Annotated in this window: 16 protein-coding genes; 5 read left to right on the top strand and 11 right to left on the bottom strand. The window is 73.8% G+C overall.

Features of this window, described 5'->3' with window-relative positions; translation table 11 throughout:
• Positions 1-31 precede the first annotated feature (31 nt).
• The 5 genes from ACQ95T_RS15445 to ACQ95T_RS15425 all read right to left on the bottom strand — a co-directional run bounded on the left by ACQ95T_RS15445 (position 32) and on the right by ACQ95T_RS15425 (position 5,095).
• Positions 32-700: a TetR/AcrR family transcriptional regulator gene (locus ACQ95T_RS15445; RefSeq protein ID WP_425944183.1), complete on the bottom strand. Its 669-nt coding sequence runs from the start codon at positions 698-700 to the stop codon at positions 32-34.
• A gap of 80 nt (positions 701-780) precedes the next feature.
• Entirely contained in the window at positions 781-1,974 is a 1,194-nt protein-coding gene (rarD, locus tag ACQ95T_RS15440) for an EamA family transporter RarD (RefSeq protein ID WP_431473841.1), read from the bottom strand.
• 163 nt (positions 1,975-2,137) lie between these two features.
• Positions 2,138-2,920: a 2-oxoacid:ferredoxin oxidoreductase subunit beta gene (locus ACQ95T_RS15435; RefSeq protein WP_431473063.1), complete on the bottom strand. Its 783-nt coding sequence runs from the start codon at positions 2,918-2,920 to the stop codon at positions 2,138-2,140.
• Positions 2,917-4,818: a 2-oxoacid:acceptor oxidoreductase subunit alpha gene (locus tag ACQ95T_RS15430; protein WP_425944177.1), complete on the bottom strand. Its 1,902-nt coding sequence runs from the start codon at positions 4,816-4,818 to the stop codon at positions 2,917-2,919. Before ACQ95T_RS15430 ends, ACQ95T_RS15435 begins: the two co-directional genes overlap by 4 nt.
• A gap of 61 nt (positions 4,819-4,879) precedes the next feature.
• A complete protein-coding gene (locus tag ACQ95T_RS15425) occupies positions 4,880-5,095 on the bottom strand; it encodes a hypothetical protein (protein WP_425944175.1) in 216 nt (71 codons plus the stop codon).
• Positions 5,096-5,173: 78 nt separating this feature from the next.
• On the opposite strand from ACQ95T_RS15425, the gene ACQ95T_RS15420 reads away from it, so the two are divergent.
• Complete coding sequence (locus tag ACQ95T_RS15420; RefSeq protein ID WP_425944173.1) at positions 5,174-6,076, top strand: LysR substrate-binding domain-containing protein; 903 nt, start codon at positions 5,174-5,176, stop codon at positions 6,074-6,076.
• A 50-nt stretch (positions 6,077-6,126) separates the two neighbouring features.
• Here ACQ95T_RS15420 and ACQ95T_RS15415 read toward each other — a convergent pair whose 3' ends face one another.
• Complete coding sequence (locus tag ACQ95T_RS15415; RefSeq protein ID WP_425944171.1) at positions 6,127-6,450, bottom strand: TraR/DksA family transcriptional regulator; 324 nt, start codon at positions 6,448-6,450, stop codon at positions 6,127-6,129.
• 92 nt (positions 6,451-6,542) lie between these two features.
• Here ACQ95T_RS15415 and ACQ95T_RS15410 point away from each other — a divergent pair, with 92 nt between their 5' ends.
• The 4 genes from ACQ95T_RS15410 to ACQ95T_RS15395 are packed head-to-tail and all read left to right on the top strand — an operon-like array spanning position 6,543 to position 9,167.
• Positions 6,543-7,049 carry a low molecular weight protein-tyrosine-phosphatase gene (locus ACQ95T_RS15410; RefSeq protein ID WP_425944169.1) on the top strand — a complete coding sequence of 169 codons (507 nt, stop codon included), beginning with the start codon at positions 6,543-6,545 and terminating at the stop codon, positions 7,047-7,049.
• On the top strand, positions 7,046-7,444 hold the full coding sequence (locus tag ACQ95T_RS15405; RefSeq protein WP_425944167.1) for a hypothetical protein: 399 nt from the start codon (positions 7,046-7,048) through the stop codon (positions 7,442-7,444). The genes ACQ95T_RS15410 and ACQ95T_RS15405 overlap by 4 nt, the downstream gene beginning before the upstream one ends.
• Positions 7,441-8,232 (top strand): fructosamine kinase family protein, encoded by a 792-nt coding sequence (locus tag ACQ95T_RS15400; protein ID WP_425944165.1) that lies wholly within the window; start codon positions 7,441-7,443, stop codon positions 8,230-8,232. The genes ACQ95T_RS15405 and ACQ95T_RS15400 overlap by 4 nt, the downstream gene beginning before the upstream one ends.
• Positions 8,229-9,167, top strand: a complete 939-nt coding sequence (locus ACQ95T_RS15395) for an amidohydrolase family protein (RefSeq protein ID WP_425944162.1) — start codon at positions 8,229-8,231, stop codon at positions 9,165-9,167. The genes ACQ95T_RS15400 and ACQ95T_RS15395 overlap by 4 nt, the downstream gene beginning before the upstream one ends.
• Here ACQ95T_RS15395 and ACQ95T_RS15390 read toward each other — a convergent pair.
• From ACQ95T_RS15390 to ACQ95T_RS15370, 5 genes are all read right to left on the bottom strand, one after another.
• Positions 9,125-10,327, bottom strand: a complete 1,203-nt coding sequence (locus ACQ95T_RS15390; protein ID WP_425944160.1) for a cytochrome P450 — start codon at positions 10,325-10,327, stop codon at positions 9,125-9,127. The two genes, ACQ95T_RS15395 and ACQ95T_RS15390, sit on opposite strands and share 43 nt — an antisense overlap.
• Before the next feature lie 78 nt (positions 10,328-10,405).
• Positions 10,406-11,245, bottom strand: coding sequence for a MetQ/NlpA family ABC transporter substrate-binding protein (locus ACQ95T_RS15385; protein ID WP_431473062.1), 840 nt, complete (start codon positions 11,243-11,245; stop codon positions 10,406-10,408).
• An 89-nt stretch (positions 11,246-11,334) separates the two neighbouring features.
• Entirely contained in the window at positions 11,335-12,192 is an 858-nt protein-coding gene (locus tag ACQ95T_RS15380; RefSeq protein WP_425944156.1) for a MetQ/NlpA family ABC transporter substrate-binding protein, read from the bottom strand.
• Between the two features lie 84 nt (positions 12,193-12,276).
• Positions 12,277-12,936, bottom strand: coding sequence for a methionine ABC transporter permease (locus ACQ95T_RS15375; RefSeq protein WP_425944154.1), 660 nt, complete (start codon positions 12,934-12,936; stop codon positions 12,277-12,279).
• A complete protein-coding gene (locus tag ACQ95T_RS15370; protein WP_425944152.1) occupies positions 12,933-13,988 on the bottom strand; it encodes a methionine ABC transporter ATP-binding protein in 1,056 nt (351 codons plus the stop codon). The genes ACQ95T_RS15375 and ACQ95T_RS15370 overlap by 4 nt, the downstream gene beginning before the upstream one ends.
• Positions 13,989-14,187 lie beyond the last annotated feature (199 nt).

Raw genomic sequence — 14,187 nt, 5'->3', positions numbered from 1 at the left:
CCCGCGGTGGGGTCCGGCGCGGGTCGTCCGGTCAGGGGCCCGGTGCGGTCGGCAGGGCCCAGCCGTCGGCGACGTAGCCCAGCGCCCGGTCGAGGTGCTCGAGGAACGCGGTGACGTCCTCGGCGGTGAGGTCCACCCGGCCGTCGAGCCGGGCGAGCCAGGGCTGCTCGGCCGCCGCGAAGGCGCTCATGACGGCGTCGGCGAGGGTGGCGACGTAGACCGGGTCGACCTCGGCGGGAAGAGCTTCGACGAGCAGGCCGCGGAACCAGTCGCCCAGGTCGGTCCAGACCGCACGCTCGACGAGCACCGCGGTCTCGCTCGTGGAGCCGTGGCAGTTGAGGGCGGCCATCCAGGTGAGGAACTCCGCGGACAGGCCCCGGTCCCGCAGCACGCGGCGTAGCGAGGCGACCGGGTCCTCGCCCAGGGGATCGGTCTGCAGCCCCTCCACCAGGTGGGTGGTGTGCCCGCGCATGACGTCGGCCAGCACGGCCGCGATGCCGCCGTAGTAGTTGAAGAAGGTGCGGCGGGAGATCCCGGCCCCCTCGGCGACCTGGTCGACGGTGATGTCGGCGACGGGGTGGCGCACCAGGAGCGTGCGCAGAGAGCTGGCGACGGCCTCGCGGGTGCGGGCCTTGTTGAGCTCTCGCCGACCGGCCGGTGCGTCGGCCGGTGCCCTGCCCGCGGTGGTCGGCTCGGTCACCCCCACAGGATACGCGGACGTGCACGGTGTGCAAAATTGCCCTGAGTGCACGAACCTGTGAGGTGCGTCATACCCCGGTCTCAGGGGGCGGGCTCGACCAGGTCCCGCCGGGCGCGCACGGACCGACGCACGTGCCTGGCCATGTCCCAGGTCAGCACCGCCAGGGCGAGCCAGACCATGGCGAAGCCGACCCAGCGCGAGGCCGGCACGGTCTCACCGAGGAGGAGCACACCGGTCATCAGCTGCAGGACGGGGGTGAGGAACTGCAGCAGGCCGATGGTCGACAGCGGCACCCGGCTGGCCGCCGCGGCGAAGAGGAGCAGCGGGACCGCCGTCGCCACCCCGGTGGAGACCATGAGCAGGGTGTGCACGCCGCCGTGCGCCAGGAAGGTGGTCTCCCCCCGTGCCGAGAGCCACACGAGGACCACGACCGCGACCGGCAGGATGGCCAGCGACTCGCCGGCCAGGCTGCGGATGGGGGACAGGGAGATGCCCAGCCGGTTCTTCAGCAGGCTGTAGGAGGCGAAGCTCACGGCCAGGACCAACGAGATCCACGGGGGGCGGCCGTAGTCCACGGTCAGGTAGACCGCGGCGATCCCGCCGACGCCCACGGCCACCCACTGGGCACGACGCAGGCTCTCCTGCAGGACCACCACGCCGAGGGCCACGGTGACCAGGGGGTTGAGGAAGTAGCCGAGGGCGGCCTCGGTGACGTGCCCGCTGAGGACCGCGTAGGTGTAGACCCCCCAGTTGACGGCGATGAGCAGCCCGGCCAGGGCGACCCCGCCGGCCCGCCGGGGCCGGCGCGCGAGGTCGGCCAGCCAGCGCACGTCGCGGGTGAGCAGCAGGACGAGCGCGCACAAGAGCAGGGTCCACACGATGCGGTGGGCCAGGATCTCCCACGGTCCGGCCGGTCGCAGCGTGGCGAAGTAGAGCGGGAAGGCGCCCCAGAGCAGGTAGGCCAGGAAGCCGGCGGCCGTGCCCTCCTGCCGACGGCGCGCCTCGGTCACTCCTCGTCCAGCGCTTCCTCGCGCTCCTCGACCAGGGCGTCGCCGGCCGCGGGGATGGGTCCCTCGGTGGTCTCGCCGGCGAGGGTCTGCTCGACCTGGCCGGCCCGGGTGCCGTCGATCGTCCAGGTGTCCCGGCCGCGCAGGAGCGCGGCGAGCTCTCTCGTCAGGCGTTCCGGCCGGCGGGGCAGCGGCCACGGCCGCGGCCACCTGCGCCCGCACACCGTCGTCGTAGGTGGGGCGGCTCACCGCGCGGAAGACGCCCATCGGCACGTGCTGCATGCTCGCGTCGTCGAGGCGGGACAGGGCGAAGGCCGTCGAGGGGTCCGGGTCGGTCGGGTCGTGCACGACCACCCGGGCGGGGTCGGCGTCGGTCTCGGGGACGACGGCCAGCCGGCCGGAGTCCTCCCGCACCACCACGCGGGCGTCCTCACCGTCGCCGATGCGCACCGGCTCGCCGGCGCGCAGGTGGGCCAGGCGGGCGGTCGCCTCGTCGCGGTCCTTGAGCAGCTGGAAGGCACCGTCGTTGAAGATCGGGCAGTTCTGGTAGATCTCCACCAGGGCCGTGCCGCGGTGCTCCGCGGCCTGGCGCAGGACCTCCGTGAGGTGCTTGCGGTCGGAGTCCATCGTGCGGGCCACGAAGCTGGCCTCGGCGCGAGAGCGCCAGGGAGACCGGGTTGAACGGGTGGTCCACGGAGCCGGCCGGCGTGGACTTGGTGACCGCGCCGACCTCGGAGGTGGGGGAGTACTGGCCCTTGGTCAGCCCGTAGATCTTGTTGTTGAACAGCAGGATCGTCAGGTTGACGTTGCGGCGCATCGCGTGGATGAGGTGGTTCCCGCCGATCGAGAGCGCGTCGCCGTCACCGGTGACGACCCACACCGACAGGTCCTCCCGGGCGGTCGCCAGGCCGGTCGCGATGGCCGGGGCGCGCCCGTGGATGGAGTGCATGCCGTAGGTGTCCAGGTAGTACGGGAAGCGGCTGGAGCAGCCGATCCCGGAGACGAAGACGATGTTCTCCCGGCGCAGCCCCAGGTCGGGCAGGAACCCCTGGACCGCCGCGAGCACGGCGTAGTCGCCGCACCCGGGGCACCAGCGCACCTCCTGGTCGGAGGTGAAGTCCTTCTTGGTCTGGGCGGACCCGTCCTGCAGGGCGGGCACGCCCGCGGTGCCCCCGCGCGACGGCATACCGATGTCGGTGGTGCGTGTGCTCATGAGCGGCGTCCCTCCTCGGACCCCTCGGTGACCTCCAGCAGGTGTGCGTGGATCACCTCGGCCAGCTCGGCCGCCGTGAAGGGCAGGCCGCGGACGGCGGTGTGCGACCGGACGTCGACCAGGTAGCGCCCGCGCAGGAGCAGGGCCAGCTGGCCGAGGTTCATCTCCGGCAGCAGCACCCGGTCGTAGCTGCGCAGCACCTCGCCGAGGTTGGCCGGGAACGGGTTCAGGTGCCGCAGGTGGGCCCGGGCGACCGGCGCTCCGGAGCTGCGCACCAGCCGGGTGGCGGCGGCGACGGGTCCGTAGGTGGAGCCCCAGCCCAGGACGAGCACGCGGGCCCGACCGTCGGGGTCCTCGACCTCCAGGGGCGGGACCGTGTCGGCGATCCGGTCGATCTTGGCCTGGCGGAGCCGGACCATCCGGTCGTGGTTGGCCGGGTCGTAGGAGATGTGCCCGGTGACGTCGGCCTTCTCGATGCCGCCGATCCGGTGCTCCAGGCCGGGGGTCCCCGGGACGGCCCACGGCCGGGCCAGGGTGCGTTCGTCGCGCAGGTAGGGGTGGAAGACCGGCTCGCCGGCCTCGTCCACCGCGTTGGGCGTGGTGGCCTTCTCCACGGTGAGGTCGGGCAGGGAGGCCACGTCCGGCACGGCCCACGGCTCCGACCCGTTGCCCAGGTAGCCGTCCGAGAGCAGGATGACGGGCGTGCGGTAGGTGGTGGCGATGCGGACCGACTCCAGGGCCGCGTCGAAGCAGTCGCTGGGCGAGCTCGCGGCGACGACGGCCACGGGGGACTCCCCGTTGCGGCCGTACATGGCCTGCAGCAGGTCGGCCTGCTCGGTCTTGGTCGGCAGCCCGGTCGAGGGGCCGCCGCGCTGGATGTCCACGACGACGAGGGGCAGCTCGGTGGAGACCGCCAGCCCGATGGTCTCGCTCTTGAGGGCCAGCCCGGGCCCGGAGGTCGTCGTCACACCGAGCGCCCCGCCGAAGGAGGCGCCGAGGGCCATGCCCACGGCGGCGATCTCGTCCTCGGCCTGCAGGGTCGTCACGCCCAGGTGCTTGAGGGCGGAGAGCTGGTGGAGCACGTCGGAGGCGGGGGTGATCGGGTAGGAGCCCAGGACCAGCTGGAGCCCGGCGCGCCGGGCGGCCGCGACCAGGCCCAGGGCCATCGCCTGGTTGCCGGTGATCGTCCGGTAGGTGCCGGGGCGCATGGGGGCCGGCGCCACCTCGTAGCGCACGGCGAAGTCCTCGGTCGTCTCGCCGTAGGCGTGCCCCGCCCGCAGCGCAACCAGGTTGGCCTCCAGCACGTCCGGCGCCTGGGCGAACTTGGCCCGCAGGAAGGCCTCGGTGCCGCTGGTGTCCCGCGAGTAGAGCCAGGACAGCAGGCCCAGGGCCAGCATGTTCTTGGCCCGCTCCTTCTCCTTGCGGGTCAGCTCGAAGTCGGTGAGCGCCTCGACCGCCATGGAGGTCAGGGGCAGGGCGTGGACGTGGTAGCCGGCGTCCGTCAGTGACCCGTCGTCCAGAGGGTTGGCGCTGTACCCCACCTTGGCCAGGTTGCGGCGGCCGAACTCGTCGCTGTTGACGATGAGGGTCGCACCGCGGGGCAGGTCTCCCAGGTTGGCGCGCAGCGCCGCCGGGTTCATCGCGACGAGGACGTCCGGGGCGTCGCCGGGGGTGGCGATGTCGTGGTTGGCGAAGTGGAGCTGGAAGCTCGAGACGCCGGGCAGGGTCCCCTGGGGGGCCCGGATCTCCGCCGGGAAGTTGGGCAGGGTGGACAGGTCGTTGCCCAACGAGGCGGTGTCGGAGGTGAACCGGTCGCCCGTCAGCTGCATCCCGTCGCCGGAGTCCCCGGCGAAACGGATGACGACCCGGTCGAGCTGGTGGAGTTGAGTCGAAGACATGTCACCCATCACCCTACGCCTCCGTAGGTCGTGCGGCCGAACGTCCCGGCCGTGGCGGTGGTCAGCGGGGCAGGGTGAAGCGGCCGGCGATGCGGCGCGGCGGCACGGCGGCGTCGTTCGCCGACTCCGAACGGTTGGTGCGGCCGAGGAAGGCCAGGCGCGGACGGTGGGAGCCGCGGCGGGCCGGGGAGGCCGTGCCGAGCACGACGGGCACCTGGGCGAGGGCCGCGAGCTCCGCACGCTGGGCGGTCGTGGGCATCTGCGATGTTGTTGACATGTCCCCATTGTGGCTCAACAGGCACTATGCGTCCAATGTACGGATGACATATCACTCTTGTTCTGCAAGCATGGGTCGATGGACGTGCGTACCCTCCGGTGGTTCCAGCAGGTGGCCGACGGCCTCACCCTCACCGAGCTGGCCGACCTGGAGTCGGTGGCCCAGTCGGGGATCTCCCGTGCCCTGGCCCGGCTCGAGGCCGAGGTCGGGACGCCGCTGCTGGGACGCTCCGGGCGCACCCTGCGGATGACGCGCGCCGGCGTGGCGTTCAAGCGGCACGTGGACGCGGCCGTCCACGAGCTCGACGACGGGCTGGCCGCGGTGCAGCAGCTGCTGGACCCCGAGGCGGGCACGGTGCGCCTGGCCTTCCAGCCCTCCCTGGGGACCTGGCTGGTGCCTGGGCTGGTGAGCGGGTTCCGGCGGGCGCATCCCGGGGTCGGCGTGGAGCTGGTCTCCAAGCAGGAGGAGCTGGTCCTGGCCGTCGGCGGGCCCACCGGTGTGGAGCTGGAGTTCACCACCCGCCCGCCCGAGGACCGGACGATCCGCTGGCGGGTGCTGGTGCGGGAGCCGCTGATGCTGGCGGTCGGGCCGGAGCACCGGTGGGCGGGGCGGACGCACCTCGACCTCGCCGAGGCCGCCGCCGAACCGTTCGTGGCGACCCATCCGCGCTCGCACCTGTGGGAGGTGGCCCTGCGGCTGTGCCGGGGGGCCGGGTTCGACCCCCGGGTGGCCCTCGTCTGCCAGGACCTGCCCACCACCCGGGCGTTCGTCGCCGCGGGGCTGGGCGTGGCGGTCCTGCCCGTCCCCGACGCGTGGGTCCCCACGCACGAGGGCCTGACGCTGCTGACCCTGGACGACCCCCTGGCCCACCGCGACGTGGGCATCGCCTGGTCGACCGACCAGCTGATGCTCCCCTCGGCCCAGCTGTTCCTGGAGCACGCCGTGCGCCACACCGAGGAGGTGCCGCAGGGCGGGGGCTGAGCAGGGGCTGACGACGGTCGGGGCGGGCGCCGGGCCGGGCGCCGTGCGCCTCAGGTGCTGTGGGCCACGCAGGTCGTCGCCCAGGGACGGGCCTCCAGCCGACCGGCGGGGATGGAGCTCCCGCAGACCTCGCACACGCCGTAGCGGCCCTGATCGAGGCGGGCCTGCGCGTGCCGCACGGCGTCGAGCAGGCCCTGCAGGTTGTCGTGGGCCGTCACCGCGGTGAGCCGGTCCACGGCCATCGCGGTGCCGTCGCCGACCCGCTTGCCGAAGGAGATGCTCCCCTGCTCCTGCATGGGTCGGCTGAGCGTCGTCATCTGCTCGACGATCTCGGCCTCCTTGGCCACCAGCACGTCCCTGACCTGCGCGTCCATCGGCCCAGCATCCCACGTGGGCCGTGGTCGGGCCCTCCGGGGCGGTCCGGGGCCCCGCCGGAGGCCCGACGACGTCTGCTTGACTGGCGCCCATGCACATCATGACGGTCTGCCTGGGGAACATCTGCCGCTCGCCGGCGGCCGAGGCGGTGCTGGTGCGTCGGTTGTCCGAGGCCGGCCTGGACGAGGTGCGGGTCTCCTCGGCCGGCACGGCCGACTACCACGTGGGCGAGCGACCGCACCCCACCAGCCGGGCGGAGGGGGAGCGGCGCGGCTACGAGCTCACCACCCGGGCCGCCCAGCTGGAGCCGGCGGACCTGGAGCGGGCCGACCTGGTGGTGGTGATGGACGAGGCCAACGAGCAGGACGTCCGTGCGCTGGCCCGGCGTGCCGAGGACGTCCGCAAGGTCGTCCGGCTGGGGGTCTTCGCCCCCGACGCCGAGGAGGGGGTGCAGGACGTGCCGGACCCGTGGGGGCGACCCGAGGTGGCCTACGTGGAGATGTACGACCAGATCGAGCGGGCCGTGGACGTCCTCGTCGCGGCCATCGCCGACGGCTCCCTGGAGCAGGTCCTCGACCGGCACCGGACGGCGTCGTGAACGCCCCCGGCAACGGGCCCGAGGGGCTCGCCGACCGGATCGAGGCCAGGGCTGCCGAGCTGCGCGCCGAGGCCGTCCTCACGATGACCGACCTCGCGGGTCCCACCAGCGCGTGCTCGCTGGCCCGCGACGGCCGTCCGTTCCCCGCCTACAAGCTCCACGAGGGCAGGTACGCCGCGGCGAGCGAGATCGTCCGGGCGCTGCGGGAGGAGCTGGCCGGCGAGGGGAGGGGCACCGCCGCCGTCGCGGTCCTGGAGGGTGCGCGCGAACGGTGGGCGCAGGAGGTCCTGCGCCGCCAGGACCAGGGCCAGGACTGGCTCGCCTACGCCACGGGCGCCGCCGACCTGGTCGAGCAGCTGGCCGATGAGCTCGTCGAGGAGGGTGGCGGGGCGTGACCTCCGCGCACCCGACCGGCACGCCGGCCCGGGACCACCTGCCCGACGGCACGGAGGTCTTCACCAAGACCCTGACCGGGGCCCCGCCCCGGTTCTTCGAGCGCGAGGCCGCCGGCCTGCGGGCGCTCGCGCAGGCCGGGGCGCGGGTTCCGCAGGTGCTGGCCGTCGACGCGGAGCGGATCACCCTGGCCTGGGTGCCGCAGGGCCACGGCCGGACGGCGGCGACCGAGGAGCAGTTCGGCCGCGAGCTGGCCGCCCTGCACCGGACCACGGGGCAGCGCTACGGCTCGGTCGACGAGGAGTCGACCGCCTACCTCGGCGCCTGTCCCGTCGACCTCACCCCGACCCCCTCCTGGGCCGGGAGCTGGCTGGAGCGCCGGGTCGTGCCGCTCGCCCGTCGGGCGGCCGACGAGGGGCGCCTCGACCCGGACACCGCAGCGCTCGCCGAGCGGATCGACCTCGACCGGCTGGGGCCGCCCGAGCCGCCCACCCTCGTGCACGGCGACCTGTGGGGCGGGAACCGGCTGCTCGACCCGGCGGGGCGCAGCTGGCTGATCGACCCGTGCGCGCACTACGGGCACCGGGAGGTCGACCTGGCGATGATGCAGCTGTTCGGGGGGTTCAGCGGCCGGGTGTTCGCGGCCTACGTCGAGGAGTTGCCGCTCGCCGACGGCTGGCGCGAGCGGGTCGCGGTCTACCAGCTCGTGCCGCTGCTCGTCCACGCCCTCCTCTTCGGCGGCGGGTACGGCGTCCAGGCCGGCGACGCGCTGCGCCGGGCCGCCGGATGAGCGCCGGGCCCGCCCCGGTGGCACCGCGCGCGGACGGCGAGGTGGCGGCATACCTGCGCGACCTGGGTCTCCCGGGCCTGGCGGACGTGCACGTGCACTTCCACCCCGACCGGCTCATGCGAAGGATCTGGGCCTACTTCGACGAGGGCGAGCGGCACTACGGGGTGGCCTGGCCGATCCACTACCGCACCGGCACCGAGGACCGGCTGCAGACCCTGGCGGCCCTCGGGGTGCGGCGGGTGCCGGCGCTCACCTACGCGCACCGGCCGGGGATGGCGGCGTCGCTGAACGCGTGGTGCGCCGAGTTCGCCGACGCCCACCCCCAGGTGCTCCGGTGCGCGACCCTCTACCCCGAACCCGGTGTCGCGCAGCAGATGCGGGACGCCGTCGGCGACGGACTGCAGCTGGTGAAGGTGCACGTGGTGGTCAGCGACCTGGACCCCAACGACGAGGAGCTCGACGAGGCGTGGGAGGTGCTGGCCCGGGCCCGGGTGCCGGTGGTGATCCACGCCGGGCACGGACCGCGGGCGGGGCGCTTCAGCGGCCCGGAGGGGGTGGCCCGCCTGCTGGGCGACCACCCGGACCTGACGCTCGTCGTCGCGCACATGGGGATGCCGGACTACGACGCCTTCGCCGACCTCGTCGAGGCCCACGACCGGGTGCACCTGGACACCACGATGGTCGGCACCGACTTCATGGAGCGCCTGGCCCCGGTGCCGCCGCGCTTCCTCGGCCGTCTCGCCGAGCTGAGGTCCAGGGTCGTGCTGGGCAGCGACTTCCCCAACGTCCCCTACCCCTACGCCCACCAGCTCGAGGCGCTCCACCGCTGGGGGCTGGGCGAGGACTGGTTGCGGGACGTCCTGTGGCACAACGGTGCGCGGCTCGTGCCCGGCTACCTGCCCCCGGCGGGGGTGGGCGTGAACGCGAGCGGGTAGCGGACCGCGCCGGTGTTCCCGGAGACCGGCAGCCACTCCCCGGGACCGTCGGCACGGGCGTCCGGCATCCGGGCGGCGAGGACCGGCAGGGCCACGGCCATGTCCATCCGTGCGACCCAGTGGCCCAGGCAGTGGTGCACGCCGCCCCCGAAGCCCATGTGCATCGGGTGCTCGACCGTGATGTCGAAGGACGGGTCCGGCTGGGTTCGCGGGTCGGTGCCGGCGCTGTGCGAGAGCACCTGCACGATGTCGCCCTCCCGCAGCACGAGGCCGTCCCCGAGGTCGACGTCCTCGAGCGCCTCCCGCGTGATCCAGGTGACGGTGGGGTTGACCCGCATCACCTCCTCGACGGCGTTGCGGCCCAGCTCCGGCCGCTCCGCCAGCAGGCGCCACTGGCCGGGGTGGGCCAGCAGGGTCTGCACGGCGAGGCCGAGCTGGTTGCGGGTGGTCTCCATGCCGGCGAAGACGAGGAAGACCAGCGCGACCGACAGCTCCTCGGCCGACAGCCTGCCCTCCTGCTGGGAGCGCACGAGGTCGGAGACGAGGTCGTCGCGCGGGGCGGCGGTGCGGTCCCGGACGACGTCGTCGCAGTAGCCGTAGAGCCCCTCCAGCGCCCGCTCGATGCGCGGCAGGTCCTCCCGGATCCGCACGCCGAAGCACTTGCCGAGGTCGTCCGCCCAGTGCGCGACCTGGGCCCACTCCTCCTCCGGAAGACCGACGAGCCTGCACAGGACGCGGGAGGCGTAGGGCTCGGCGAACTCGCCGACGAGCTCGACCGACCCGCGGCCGCTGAAGCCGTCGACCAGCTCGTGCGCCAGCGCGGTGAAGCCCGGAACCATCGGCGTGACCGCGCTCTGCTTGAAGGCCGGGTTGAGCAGCCGTCGCAGCCGCAGGTGGTCCTCGCCCTCGAGCGAGAGCAGCACCCTCTGCCACCAGTCGCTGAACAGGCCCGAGGAGATGCCGTTCTGCGCCGGCCACCGGGCGTTGCCCTGCCGGAAGCGACGGTCCTTCAGCAGTGCGGTCACCTCGGCGTGCCGCAGCACCGCGTACCCGTAGCTGGTCCGCGCCCAGAAGGCCTCCTCCCGGGCGTCGCGCACCTCGGTGCCCGTCACGTCGAAGGCGGGGTCGGCAAGATCGAGGAAGCGGGTGCCGGTGTGCATGATCAGATGCTAGGAGGGCGGGTATGCCGCAGGGGCCGGTGGGTGCGCCCCAGCGGCCCCTGCGGCACGGCATACCCGTCAGGAGCGGGCGGAGACCACCGTGCCGGCGTAGGTCTCCTCGATGAACCGCGCCACCTCCGCCGAGCCCAGCAGTTCCGCGAGGGCGGCGACGCGGGGGTCGGACCCGTCGCCCGCCCGGACCACGAGCAGGTTGGCGTAGGGGTTGCCCTCGGCGGACTCCGCCGCGATGGCGTCCTCGGCCGGCGACAGGTCGGCCTCGATGGCGTAGTTGCCGTTGATCACGGCGGCGTCCACGTCGGGCAGGCTGCGCGGCAGCTGGGCGGCCTCGATCTCCACGAAGTCCAGGTTCCTGGAGTTCTCCTCCACGTCGAGGACGGTGGCCGACGCCTCGCCGGTGTCGGCCAGCGTGATGAGGCCCTGGTCGGCGAGCAGCTGGAGGGCGCGGGCGCCGTTGGTCGGGTCGTTGGGGATGGCGACCTGCGCGCCGTCCCCGATCTCCTCGACCGAGCCGAGCGTTCGGGAGTACAGGCCCAGGGGCTCGAGGTGCACGGGGGTGACGGCCTCGAAGTCGTAGCCGGCGGCGGCCTCCTGCTCGGCCAGGTAGGGCTCGTGCTGGAAGTAGTTGGCGTCCAGCGAGCCGTCGTCGAGGGCGACGTTGGGCTGGACGTAGTCGGTGAACTCGACCAGCTCCAGGTCCAGGCCCGCGTCGGCCGCCAGCTCGTCGTCGACGAACTGCAGGATCTCGGCGTGCGGGACGGGGGAGACGCCGACCGTCAGGGGGCCCGTCCCGGCGTCGGCGTCGTCCGTGCCGGAGCTCGGGGCGGTGCCTGTGCCGCAGGCGGTCAGCAGCAGGGCCGCGGCCGGGAGGAGGGCGGTGAGGGGGAGGTGGGTGCGCATGGGGTCTCCTTCGTCGATGGGGTGGTCGGGGTGTGCCGCGGGGCGGAGCGGGTGTGCCGTGCGGTGGGTATGCCACGGGGTGGTGCGGGTCAGAAGGCCGCGACGACGGCCCCGCGGTAGGTCTCCTCGATGTGGCGGCGGACCTCCTCGGAGGTGAGCAGCTCCAGCAGCTGCTGCAGGCGCGGGTCCTCCTCCTCGCCGGCGCGGACGACGAGCTGGTTGGCGTAGGTCGTGTCGCTGGTGTCCTCGGCGACGAGGGCGTCGTCCTGCGGCGAGAGGTCGGCGTCGAGCGCGTAGTTGCCGGGCACCGCCGCGACGTCGACGTCACCGAGGCTGCGCGGCAGCTGGGCGGCCTCGACCTCCTCGAACTGCAGGTCCTTGGCGTTGTCGGTGACGTCGAGCAGGGTCGGCACGGCGGCGTCGGGGTCGGCCAGGGTGATCAGTCCCTCCTGGGCGAGCAGCTTCAGCCCGCGCGAGCCGTTCACCGGGTCGTTGGGGAGGGCGACCGTGGCGCCCTGCGGCAGGGCGTCCAGGTCCGTCACCGTGCTGGAGTACAGGCCCATCGGCTGGAAGCTGATCGTGGCCAGCCCGGTGAAGTCGTAGCCCGCCTGCTCCTCCTGGTCGGCCAGGTAGACACCGTGCTGGTAGTAGTTGGCGTCCACCGAGCCCTCGTCCAGGGCGGAGTTGGGCTGGAGATAGTCGGTGAACTCGATGATCTCCAGGTCCAGGCCGACCTCCGGGGCCAGCTCGTCGTCGACGAACGCCAGGATGTCGGCGTGCGGCACGGGGGTGACGGCGACCCGCAGCGGGTCGGAGGTCCCGGTGGCGGCGTCGGAGCCGGGGTCGGAGCCGGCACCACCACTCGCCGAGCCGCAGGCGGACAGGGCCAGGGCGGCGGCCAGGGCGGTGGTGACGAGGGCGGGACGGCGGGGTGCGGAGGACGGCATGACGGATCCTTGGGGGCTCGGGAGAACGGGGGAGGTCAGGAGGCGAGGACGGGCAGGGCAGGGGGTATGGGGCGCCCGCCCGGCTCAGCGGTGCGCGAGCCGACGGGCCAGGCGGTCCCCGGCGGACTGCAGCAGCTGGACCATGACGAGCAGGACCACGACCACCGCCACCGTGACGCCGGTGTCGAAGCGTTGGTATCCGTGCCGGATGGCGAAGTCGCCCAGTCCGCCGCCGCCGATCGCGCCGGCCATGGCCGAGTAGGAGATGAGGGCCACGAGCGTGACCGTCCCGGCGGCCACGAGGCCGGGGCGGGCCTCGGGCAGCAGGACCACGCGCACGATCTGCCGGGTGCTGGCTCCCATGGAGCGGGCCGCCTCGACCTTGCCCGGGGCCACCTCGCGCAGCGAGGCCTCCACGAGGCGGGCGAAGAAGGGCACAGCGGCGATGGTCAACGGCACGATCGTGGCGGTGGACCCGATGGTCGTGCCGGTCAGGAGCCGGGTCACCGGTGCCACGAGGACGAGCAGCACGATGAACGGCACCGACCGGCCCACGTTGACGAAGGCCCCGAGGACCTGGTTGACGACCCGGCGGGGCGTCAGCCCGTCGGGGGCGGTGAGCAGCAGCAGGACGCCGAGGGGGATCCCGAGCAGGACGGCCAGCACCATGGAGACGCCGACCATGTAGGTGGTCTCCAGGGTGGCCTGCCACAGGGCCGGGCCGATGCGGTCCCAGTCGATCATGCGAGGGCTCCTTCGAGGGTGCGGGCGGCGGGACGGTCCGTGACGTCACCGGTGGGGTCGGTGGAGCCGGTTCCGTCGTCCTCACCGGCCTCGTGCTGGTGGACGGCGAGGTGGTCCAGGGCGGCCCGCACCTGCTCGGGGGCACCGTCGACCCGCAGCTGGAGCCGGCCGAACCGCTGGTCGCCCAGGGTCTCGACCGAGCCGGCGAGCACGGCCACGCGGACGTCGTGGAGGCGGATGAGGTCGGTGAGCACCGTGTCGTGCTCGGTGGCGCCGACGATCACCTCGACCACCTGCTCCCCGCCGGGAGCGGCTGGAGGAGGCAGCAGCCGGGTGGCCAGGGGCGAGCTCGGCCGCCGGACGACGTCGCCCAGGGCGCCGGAGTCGACGACCCGACCGGCCTCCAGGAGGGTGACCCGGTCGCAGGCGCGCTTGACGACGTCCATCTCGTGGGTGATGAGCACCGTGGTCAGGTCGAGCTCGTCGGTCAGGGTGCGCAGCAGCGCCAGGACCGAGGACGTGGAGACCGGGTCGAGCGCGGAGGTGGCCTCGTCGCACAGCAGCACCGTGGGCCGGGGCGCCAGCGCCCGCGCGATACCCACGCGCTGGCGCTGGCCGCCGGAGAGCTGGGCCGGGTGGGCGTCCACCTTGTCGCCCAGTCCCACCCGCTCCAGCAGCTCGGCGGCGCGCGCCCGGCGCTCGCGGGTCCCCACGCCGGCCAGCTCCAGCGGCAGCTCGACGTTGCCCCGGGCGGTGCGCGAGTCGAGCAGGTTGAACTGCTGGAAGATCATGCCGATGCGGCGCCTGGCCCGGTCGAGCTCGTGCGGGCGCAGGGCGGTCAGCTCGACCCCGTCGACGGTCACGGTGCCGGCGGAGGGACGCTCGAGGAGGTTGACGACGCGCGCCAGGGTCGACTTCCCCGACCCGGAGGGGCCGACGACCCCCATGACCTGACCGCGCTCCACGCTCAGGCTGACGTCGTCGAGCGCGGTGACGGCGGGGCTGCGACGGCGGGCGGGAAAGGTCTTGGAGATGTGCTGAAGGGTGATCACGGAAGGTTCCTCACGACGGGCAGGTCGACGGGCCCGACCGGCGGCGCGGCGACGTGGCCGCAGGCGCGGGTGGGCGGAGCGTGGAGGGCAGAGGGTGCTGTGCGGGGGAGGGGGACGCTCGGGCGGTGGCGTCAGCGGTCGTGCCGCCGGGACGCCGGGGGCTGTGGCCCGCCCGGCGCCTCGCACATTCGTCGATCGA

It is taken from the genome of Ornithinimicrobium carbonis (genome assembly GCF_050703245.1).
GTDB lineage: Bacteria > Actinomycetota > Actinomycetes > Actinomycetales > Dermatophilaceae > Ornithinicoccus.
The sequence above is the reverse complement of the archived record's forward strand: the minus strand, read 5'-3'. Positions and strand labels throughout refer to the sequence as shown.

What these genes read in the sequence shown, in the direction of transcription:
- ACQ95T_RS15430 (WP_425944177.1), bottom strand. Translation starts at nt 4,818, where the DNA reads ATGTCTTCGACTCAACTCCACCAGCTCGACCGGGTCGTCATCCGTTTC.
- ACQ95T_RS15375 (WP_425944154.1), bottom strand. Translation starts at nt 12,936, where the DNA reads ATGATCGACTGGGACCGCATCGGCCCGGCCCTGTGGCAGGCCACCCTG.
- ACQ95T_RS15425 (WP_425944175.1), bottom strand. Translation starts at nt 5,095, where the DNA reads ATGTCAACAACATCGCAGATGCCCACGACCGCCCAGCGTGCGGAGCTC.
- ACQ95T_RS15435 (WP_431473063.1), bottom strand. Translation starts at nt 2,920, where the DNA reads ATGAGCACACGCACCACCGACATCGGTATGCCGTCGCGCGGGGGCACC.
- ACQ95T_RS15385 (WP_431473062.1), bottom strand. Translation starts at nt 11,245, where the DNA reads ATGCGCACCCACCTCCCCCTCACCGCCCTCCTCCCGGCCGCGGCCCTG.
- ACQ95T_RS15395 (WP_425944162.1), top strand. Translation starts at nt 8,229, where the DNA reads ATGAGCGCCGGGCCCGCCCCGGTGGCACCGCGCGCGGACGGCGAGGTG.
- ACQ95T_RS15390 (WP_425944160.1), bottom strand. Translation starts at nt 10,327, where the DNA reads ATGCACACCGGCACCCGCTTCCTCGATCTTGCCGACCCCGCCTTCGAC.
- rarD (WP_431473841.1), bottom strand. Translation starts at nt 1,974, where the DNA reads ATGGGCGTCTTCCGCGCGGTGAGCCGCCCCACCTACGACGACGGTGTG.
- ACQ95T_RS15380 (WP_425944156.1), bottom strand. Translation starts at nt 12,192, where the DNA reads ATGCCGTCCTCCGCACCCCGCCGTCCCGCCCTCGTCACCACCGCCCTG.
- ACQ95T_RS15420 (WP_425944173.1), top strand. Translation starts at nt 5,174, where the DNA reads ATGGACGTGCGTACCCTCCGGTGGTTCCAGCAGGTGGCCGACGGCCTC.
- ACQ95T_RS15410 (WP_425944169.1), top strand. Translation starts at nt 6,543, where the DNA reads ATGCACATCATGACGGTCTGCCTGGGGAACATCTGCCGCTCGCCGGCG.
- ACQ95T_RS15415 (WP_425944171.1), bottom strand. Translation starts at nt 6,450, where the DNA reads ATGGACGCGCAGGTCAGGGACGTGCTGGTGGCCAAGGAGGCCGAGATC.